We start from the raw sequence: 3,557 nt of genomic DNA on the forward strand, positions 1-3,557 counted from the left end.
GATGTACTGCCAAGTAGGAAAGTCCCATAAGGTCATGTACTGGGCATAATGCCAGGCGGGCCATTTACCGTCATTGACGTCAATAGGGGGCGTACTTGGCATATGATACACTTGATGTACTGCCAAGTGGGCAGTTTACCGTAAATACTCCACCCATTGACGTCAATGGAAAGTCCCTATTGGCGTTACTATGGGAACATACGTCATTATTGACGTCAATGGGCGGGGGTCGTTGGGCGGTCAGCCAGGCGGGCCATTTACCGTAAGTTATGTAACGCGGAACTCCATATATGGGCTATGAACTAATGACCCCGTAATTGATTACTATTAATAACTAGTCAATAATCAATGTCAACGCGTATATCTGGCCCGTACATCGCGAAGCAGCAAGAACATGTGAGCAAAAGGCCAGCAAAAGGCCAGGAACCGTAAAAAGGCCGCGTTGCTGGCGTTTTTCCATAGGCTCCGCCCCCCTGACGAGCATCACAAAAATCGACGCTCAAGTCAGAGGTGGCGAAACCCGACAGGACTATAAAGATACCAGGCGTTTCCCCCTGGAAGCTCCCTCGTGCGCTCTCCTGTTCCGACCCTGCCGCTTACCGGATACCTGTCCGCCTTTCTCCCTTCGGGAAGCGTGGCGCTTTCTCATAGCTCACGCTGTAGGTATCTCAGTTCGGTGTAGGTCGTTCGCTCCAAGCTGGGCTGTGTGCACGAACCCCCCGTTCAGCCCGACCGCTGCGCCTTATCCGGTAACTATCGTCTTGAGTCCAACCCGGTAAGACACGACTTATCGCCACTGGCAGCAGCCACTGGTAACAGGATTAGCAGAGCGAGGTATGTAGGCGGTGCTACAGAGTTCTTGAAGTGGTGGCCTAACTACGGCTACACTAGAAGAACAGTATTTGGTATCTGCGCTCTGCTGAAGCCAGTTACCTTCGGAAAAAGAGTTGGTAGCTCTTGATCCGGCAAACAAACCACCGCTGGTAGCGGTGGTTTTTTTGTTTGCAAGCAGCAGATTACGCGCAGAAAAAAAGGATCTCAAGAAGATCCTTTGATCTTTTCTACGGGGTCTGACGCTCAGTGGAACGAAAACTCACGTTAAGGGATTTTGGTCATGAGATTATCAAAAAGGATCTTCACCTAGATCCTTTTAAATTAAAAATGAAGTTTTAGCACGTGCTATTATTGAAGCATTTATCAGGGTTATTGTCTCATGAGCGGATACATATTTGAATGTATTTAGAAAAATAAACAAATAGGGGTTCCGCGCACATTTCCCCGAAAAGTGCCACCTGATGCGGTGTGAAATACCGCACAGATGCGTAAGGAGAAAATACCGCATCAGGAAATTGTAAGCGTTAATAATTCAGAAGAACTCGTCAAGAAGGCGATAGAAGGCGATGCGCTGCGAATCGGGAGCGGCGATACCGTAAAGCACGAGGAAGCGGTCAGCCCATTCGCCGCCAAGCTCTTCAGCAATATCACGGGTAGCCAACGCTATGTCCTGATAGCGGTCCGCCACACCCAGCCGGCCACAGTCGATGAATCCAGAAAAGCGGCCATTTTCCACCATGATATTCGGCAAGCAGGCATCGCCATGGGTCACGACGAGATCCTCGCCGTCGGGCATGCTCGCCTTGAGCCTGGCGAACAGTTCGGCTGGCGCGAGCCCCTGATGCTCTTCGTCCAGATCATCCTGATCGACAAGACCGGCTTCCATCCGAGTACGTGCTCGCTCGATGCGATGTTTCGCTTGGTGGTCGAATGGGCAGGTAGCCGGATCAAGCGTATGCAGCCGCCGCATTGCATCAGCCATGATGGATACTTTCTCGGCAGGAGCAAGGTGAGATGACAGGAGATCCTGCCCCGGCACTTCGCCCAATAGCAGCCAGTCCCTTCCCGCTTCAGTGACAACGTCGAGCACAGCTGCGCAAGGAACGCCCGTCGTGGCCAGCCACGATAGCCGCGCTGCCTCGTCTTGCAGTTCATTCAGGGCACCGGACAGGTCGGTCTTGACAAAAAGAACCGGGCGCCCCTGCGCTGACAGCCGGAACACGGCGGCATCAGAGCAGCCGATTGTCTGTTGTGCCCAGTCATAGCCGAATAGCCTCTCCACCCAAGCGGCCGGAGAACCTGCGTGCAATCCATCTTGTTCAATCATGCGAAACGATCCTCATCCTGTCTCTTGATCAGAGCTTGATCCCCTGCGCCATCAGATCCTTGGCGGCAAGAAAGCCATCCAGTTTACTTTGCAGGGCTTCCCAACCTTACCAGAGGGCGCCCCAGCTGGCAATTCCGGTTCGCTTGCTGTCCATAAAACCGCCCAGTAGAAGCCATAGAGCCCACCGCATCCCCAGCATGCCTGCTATTGTCTTCCCAATCCTCCCCCTTGCTGTCCTGCCCCACCCCACCCCCCAGAATAGAATGACACCTACTCAGACAATGCGATGCAATTTCCTCATTTTATTAGGAAAGGACAGTGGGAGTGGCACCTTCCAGGGTCAAGGAAGGCACGGGGGAGGGGCAAACAACAGATGGCTGGCAACTAGAAGGCACAGTCGAGGCTGATCAGCGGGTTTAAACGGGCCCTCTAGACTCGAGCGGCCGCTCAATTGCGGATCTTCATGGTCATGTAAGCCTCGATATAGTTGATAAAGATGTCGAATTCCGACATCGCCTTGTAGATGCCCTTTTCTTGCAGCTTGTTGAATGCGTTTTTCACTTGTTCGACCGCCTTCGATTTGTTCTCGCACGGCAGGAACCGGTGGCACCGGCGCAGTCTAAGCCTCAGAGTTTTGAGATTCTCTCCGAGGCTATTCACGTGGGCCTTGATATCGGGATCCTGGTTTTCGGCCTGTGGCATGACTTCCTCCAAGTAGAACTGAATCATTTCGGAGAGCGCCTGGCAGCCGAGGTATCCCTTGAAATCTTCGAGCAGGGACTCTTTCAGCAGCAGATTGTCCAACTGGTCCTTCATTTGGAAAAAGGTTTTAACGCGTGAGAAAGCGTCCCGCAGATCGCGCAGCATATTAGGGAGGTTCCCCGGAAAATGAGTACAGGAGTTTTCGCTTTGCGTTCCCTGACCCGGTGATGCTCTCACTCCGGTAAGCAGCACGAGACAGCACAGCAAGGCGCTCGAATGCATGGTACCAAGCTTAAGTTTAAACGCTAGCCAGCTTGGGTCTCCCTATAGTGAGTCGTATTAATTTCGATAAGCCAGTAAGCAGTGGGTTCTCTAGTTAGCCAGAGAGCTCTGCTTATATAGACCTCCCACCGTACACGCCTACCGCCCATTTGCGTCAATGGGGCGGAGTTGTTACGACATTTTGGAAAGTCCCGTTGATTTTGGTGCCAAAACAAACTCCCATTGACGTCAATGGGGTGGAGACTTGGAAATCCCCGTGAGTCAAACCGCTATCCACGCCCATTGATGTACTGCCAAAACCGCATCACCATGGTAATAGCGATGACTAATACGTAGATGTACTGCCAAGTAGGAAAGTCCCATAAGGTCATGTACTGGGCATAATGCCAGGCGGGCCATTTACCGTCATTGA

The 3,557-nt window shown here is 52.3% G+C and carries 2 protein-coding genes; both read right to left on the reverse strand.

What is annotated here, in order from left to right; genetic code table 11:
- Window positions 1–1,366: 1,366 nt before the first annotated feature.
- Window positions 1,367–2,161 (reverse strand): APH(3')-II family aminoglycoside O-phosphotransferase, encoded by a 795-nt coding sequence (locus CVH10_RS16750; RefSeq protein ID WP_004614937.1) that lies wholly within the window; start codon window positions 2,159–2,161, stop codon window positions 1,367–1,369.
- A gap of 447 nt (window positions 2,162–2,608) precedes the next feature.
- On the reverse strand, window positions 2,609–3,028 hold the full coding sequence (locus CVH10_RS16755) for a hypothetical protein (RefSeq protein WP_219924723.1): 420 nt from the start codon (window positions 3,026–3,028) through the stop codon (window positions 2,609–2,611).
- Between the last annotated feature and the right edge of the window lie 529 nt (window positions 3,029–3,557).

The organism is Halomonas sp. ND22Bw (assembly GCF_003011945.1).
GTDB classification, from domain to species: Bacteria; Pseudomonadota; Gammaproteobacteria; order Pseudomonadales; family Halomonadaceae; genus Halomonas; species Halomonas halophila.